Source organism: uncultured Nevskia sp. (assembly GCF_903885465.1).
GTDB lineage: Bacteria > Pseudomonadota > Gammaproteobacteria > Nevskiales > Nevskiaceae > Nevskia.
This window is the reverse complement of sequence record NZ_CAISIQ010000301.1, coordinates 1-5,590: the sequence shown is the minus strand read 5'-3', so window position 1 is coordinate 5,590 and position 5,590 is coordinate 1. Positions and strand designations below refer to the sequence as shown.

Annotated in this window: 3 protein-coding genes; all 3 read right to left on the bottom strand. The window is 67.0% G+C overall.

Features of this window, described 5'->3' with window-relative positions; all coding sequences use genetic code 11:
• A partial coding sequence (locus tag QZY06_RS11625) for a DUF2339 domain-containing protein (protein ID WP_295684389.1) occupies positions 1-2,618 on the bottom strand: 2,618 nt, incomplete at its 3' end.
• Between the two features lie 19 nt (positions 2,619-2,637).
• Complete coding sequence (locus QZY06_RS11620; protein ID WP_295684388.1) at positions 2,638-3,285, bottom strand: OmpA family protein; 648 nt, start codon at positions 3,283-3,285, stop codon at positions 2,638-2,640.
• The coding region (rnr, locus tag QZY06_RS11615; RefSeq protein ID WP_367275619.1) for a ribonuclease R at positions 3,282-5,590 on the bottom strand (2,309 nt) is incomplete at its 5' end. The genes rnr and QZY06_RS11620, both read right to left, overlap by 4 nt.

The window sequence follows — 5,590 nt, the reverse complement described above, 5'->3', positions numbered from 1 at the left end:
GCGGCCAGCAGGATCACGCCGACTGACAGGAACGCGGCAATGCGCGCCAGGGTGCCGGTGCCGGCGGTATCGACGGCAAACAGCTTGATCGCGACGATCACCATCAGCGCCGCACCGGCCAGCCACAGGCCGCGATGGATCCGCCGCGCCGCCAGCCACATCGCGCCGAAGCCGAGCACGCTCCAGACCACCGACCAGGTCGCCTGCAGCAAGGCCGAATCGAGCATGCCCTGGAAGCCCAGCGGCGTGCCGAGGCTGTAGTGCAGGCCTCGGGCGATGGCGCCGTTCAGCCAGACGAAGGCGGTTGCCGCCACGGCCACCGGCATCAGCCAGGGCTGGTCCAGCCGAGCCAGCCACTGCCAGTCCTCGACCCGGCGCTGACGCCAGAACATCAGCAGCGCCGCGGCGATCGCCAGCACGCTGAGGTCCAGAGGATTAAGCAGCGGCAGGGTCATCAGCGGGGCGGCGCTGCCGCGGCTTACTAGACTGGTCACCGGCACCCAGCCGAGCAGCCAGATCGCCAGAGGCAGGGACACGCCGAGCGCATACAGACGGCGATCACGCGCCACCGGCCAGCGCGCGGCGAACACCGTGAACAGGCCCAGCGCGAACGCTGGCACCAAGCCCCAGGCCAGCACCGGCCAGTCGCCGCCGAATTGGGTGCGCAGATGCCAGCCCAGTTCGAGGCTGGCGAGCCAGGTCTTCAGCAGCGCCGGAATGATGTGCGCGGGCCATTCCTGGATCGGCATCGGTGTCGCCGGCGCATAGCGCTCGCTGCGCCAGAGCAGGACGTAGTGCGTGCTCAGCAAGGCGAACCAGCCGAACACGCCACCCTGACCCGACGGCCGCTCGACAAGTGCCGCGATCAAGCCAATGCCGGCGAACAGCAGAAAGCTCAGCTGCGACAAGCGCGCGAGCCACGGCCAGGCCAGACGCTGGGCCAGCACGGCAAGCGCCGCAGCGGTCAACGCGCCAGCCGCCAGCGCCAGGCCGATGAAGTACTCGCCGGCCGAGTGGTCGATCTGCATAAACAATGCAAATAGCCACCAGCCCAACGCCCAGACCGCCGCAAGATCGGCGACGCGCTTTTCGAGACGCCAAGCAGCGCCGGACAAGCGCAGCCAATGGCCGCTGGCGATCGCCGAAACCGCCAGCAGGACCGCGCCCGGTACGCCGACTTCGAGCCAGCCGCTGCTGGCCGGACTGTCGAGGATGCCGATCACCAGCGATCCACCGGCCAGCAGTTGCACGATCACGCCGAAGGCCCGCGCGCGGAACTGCTGCTGACGCAGGCCGAGCCAGACCGCGCCGGCGCCTTCCAGCGCCCAGGTGGCCGAGGTGGCCTGCTCGTCGAAATACAGCGGCACCGCCAAGCTCAGCAGCACCACGCCGATCGCGATGAAGGCCTGCGCGGTGATTCGCCAGTAATCGCGGCGCGCGCTGAGCAGCGCGGCCGCAGTGATCAGATAGAACAGACCGAAGCCGGCAGCGCTGGCAGCCAGGCCTTGCTCGATGTCGGCAACCAGACTCGCCTGCAGGGACAGCACCACCGCCGGCAAGCCAAAGGTCAGCGTGCCGGAGACGAGGCCGGCACGACGCTCGCTACGTGCCGACAGCACGGTGACGAACACGTAGAGCACGAAGAACAGCAGCAGAAAGAACTCGACGCTGGCGAACCATTCGGCGCGGTAGGTCGTGACTCGCCACAAGGACGTGATCACGAAAGTGAACACGAAGCCGAGCAGGTTCAGACCATTCCAGCCCCGGAACGCGGCGATCACGAAGACGCCGAGATTGAGCACCGTGTAATAGCCGAACAGGCTGATGTGGCTGCCATCGCCGCCAAGCAGCAAGGGCGCTGCGAAGCCGCCGGCGAAACCGATGACCGCCAGCGGCAGCGCGTTCTGACGCACCGCCAACAGCGCCGAACTGGCCGCGACCAGCACCAGCAGCGCGAACGCCGGCGTCGGTGCCAGCAAGTGATAGAGCCGGAGCGCGGCAAGCACGGTCAGATACAGCAGCGCCAGACCGCCGCCCTGCAAGGTCAGCGCGTAGCTGGCGACCCGCTCATGCAGACGCCAGCCGACAACCACCATCGCCAGCGCCGCCAGCGACAGACCTGCAAGCCGCAGCTCGACCGGCAGATAACCGGTTTCCGCCGCGAAGCGAATCAGATAGACCGCGCCGACGAAGGTGATCAGCACGCCGAGCCGGGCCAGCGGATTGCCGCCTCGGGCCCAGTCGGAAACTTTTTCGATCAAGCGATCGAAGGTCGATGGCGCTGCGTGTGCCGGCGTTGACGGCGCTGACGCAGCCGTAGAAAAGGTCGCTGGCGCCTCGCTCCAGCCTGGCGATTCGCGACGCAGTGGCGTCGCCTCCAGCGATGGCTCCACCTCTGCTGCCGCTGGAGTCACCGAAGAAACTACGCCCGTCGCGAGCCTTGCACTCAGCTCACGCAGCTCCTGCTGCAGCTCGCGCAGACGACCGAACAGATAGCCACTGAAAGCGCCAAGCCAGAAGCCGCCGATGTTGTCGAGCACATAGGCGGCGATGGCGCCGAACAGCAGCACCCAGACGATGGTGAGACTCGAGCGCGACGAGGCGGTGGGCAGGTTCACGCTCGCAGCGTAGCCGCGATCAGCGGCTGGCGGCGACTGCCTCCGGCGGCATCCAGGCCCGCGACTCGCGGCCTGCGACGATCGCGGCGAAGACCAGTTCGATGCGATGGCCCGCACCGTTCTTCTCGTTGCGCGTTTCGGCGCGCAAACGGCCACCGGGCACATCCTGCTCGGCGAGATAGGAGGCGATCGCCGTGGCACGTCGCTCGCTCAGGCTCGCGTCTTCCGCACGCTCGGCATGGCCGATCACGTGGATGACCCAGGGTCCGGCACTCGCATTGCCGCCACGTGCCGCCTTGGCGAGTTCGGACAACGGCAGCAGCAGTTCCGGCCGCAACTGCGCGCTGCCAGTTTCGAAGGCACGATCAGCGTCGAACACGACCCGCATGGCCCGATCACGCTCAGGCACCAGGCGCCAGCTGCCGGATGAAGCACCGAGCTTCGCTTTCAGTTCGGCATTGAACGTGGTCAGCACTGCCGCAAGCTGCGCCGGTGGCAAGGCACCGGCCACCGCATAAGCCTCGGACGGTGAATCGGCGCCTGCCAAGGGCACCGGCGCGCCATCTTGCGCAGGCACGATCGGCGCGGACTCCGGTGGCGAGCCCGCGCAGGCCGCGAGCCCCAGCAGCAGCGCTGCGAGGCTTGCGCGAATGAGCCTTCGCTTCACCGACGCTTTCTCCCGCGGCCGCCGCCGTTGCGGCCACCGTCCTTGTCACCGCCACGGCCATTGTCTCGGCCGCCGTCATGTCCGCCGCCATCCTTCTGGCCGCCGGACTTGCCGCCCTGCTCGACGATCTCGAGATCGATCTTGCGTTCGTCGAGGCTGACCCGGACCACCTTGACGCGGATCTTCTGGCCCAGCGCATAGACGGTCTTCGAGCGGCTGCCGACCAGGCGCTGATGCTTGGCTTCGAACTCGTAGAAATCGCCCTTCAGCTGCGACACATGGAGCATGCCTTCGATGTACAGGCCGGTCAGTTCGACGAACAGGCCGAACGGCGCGACGCTGGCAACGATGCCGTCGAAGTCCTCACCAACCCGGTGGCGCATGAACTCGCACTTGAGCCAGGTGTTGACGTCGCGGGTGGCGTCGTCGGCACGGCGCTCGGCCATCGAGCAATGCGCGCCCAGCGCTTCCATCTGCTGCACCGAGTAGGTGAAGGTCTTCGGCTTGCCCTTGGCGATCACGTGCTTGATCGCCCGGTGCAGCAGCAGATCGGGATAGCGGCGGATCGGGCTGGTGAAGTGCGCGTAATGGGTCAGCGCCAGGCCGAAGTGACCATCGTTGGCCGGCTGGTAGCGAGCTTGCATCAGCGACCGCAGCATCACCGTCTGGATCAGGCTGGCGTCCTCGCGGCCCTTGACGCTGGCGAGCAAGGTTGCGTAGTCCTTGGCGACCGGCGAATCACCGCCACCGAGCCGCAGTGCGCGGCCAGCGAGGAACTCGCGGAGGATCGCCACCTTGTCGCCATCCGGCGGTGCGTGAACGCGGAACAGCGACGGCATCTTGTGCTTATCGACCAGCAGCGCGCCCTGTACGTTCGCCGCGATCATGCATTCCTCGATCAGGCGATGCGCGACATTGCGCTGCACCGGCACGATCTTTTCGATCTTGCGGCCTTCGCCGAAGACGATCTTGGTTTCGGTGCCTTCGAAGTCGATCGCGCCACGCGCTTCACGTGCCGCGAACAGTGCTTCGAACACTTCACGCAGAGTGTTCAGCGGTGCCAGCAGTTCCGGCTGCGCCTTCGCCTGCTCGCATTCCGGGTCGGCCAGCATCGCGGCGACGTCGTCATAGATCAGGCGCGCCTTCGAGCGCATCACCGCCGGATAGAACTTGGACTTCGAGACTTCGCCGTCCTTGGCCACGCGCATCTCGCAGACCATGCACAGGCGATCGACCTTCGGGTTCAGCGAGCACAGGCCGTTCGACAGCGCTTCCGGCAGCATCGGGATGACGTTGTTCGGGAAGTACACCGAGGTGCCGCGTTCGGTCGCTTCGGCATCGAGTGCCGAGCCCACGGTGACGTAGGACGACACGTCGGCAATAGCCACCCACAGCTTCCAGCCGCCGCCACGCCAGCCCTTGACTGCTTCGGCATAGACCGCGTCATCGAAGTCGCGGGCATCGGCGCCGTCGATGGTCATCAGGCCGAGTTCACGCAGATCTTCGCGATCGCCCCATTGCGCCGGCGTCACTACCGGGCCATAGGCTTCGGCTTCGGCTTCGACGCCCTGCGGCCATTCGAACGGCAGCTTGTGGGCGCGGATCGCCGCGGCAATCTCCATGCCCGGTGCCATGTGGTCGCCAAGGATCTCGACGATGCGGCCGACCGGCATGGTCCGATCGCCCGGAGGCGCGGTGAGTTCGGCGACCACCATCTGGCCCGGCTTGGCACCGCCGAGTTCAGTCGACGGCACCACCAGCTCCGGATGCTTCGGGTTGCTCGGGATCACCGTGAAGATGCCGCCGCCGCCGATGCTCGAGGCATGCAGACGACCGACGACCTGCGAGGTGCCACGTTCGAGCACATCGACCAGCGAGCCTTCGCGGCGACCGCGGGCATCGGTGCCGGTGACGCGCACGCGCACCCGGTCGCCATTCATCAGGCTGTTCATCTGGCGCGGCGACAGGAACACGTCGCCGGACTTGTCGCCATGGGCGCTGCCATCGGGCTGGACGAAGCCATAGCCATCGCGATGGGCGAGCACCTTGCCGTCGACGAGGATGCCGGAGCGCGGCACTGCTTCGATGGTCTGACCGTCGTCGGTCAGCACGGCGCGATAGGCACCGCGACGATCGGCAGCCGTGAGCTGGCCTTCGCGGGCCATCGCCACCAGACGCTTGGTGAACGCTTCCTGCTCGTTGAGTTTCTTCAGGCCGAAGTGGGCGATCAGTTCGTCGAGCGTCATCGGCTCGGCGGATTCGACCAGCGTCTTCAGGATGTGATTGCGGCTTGGCAGCGGGCTGG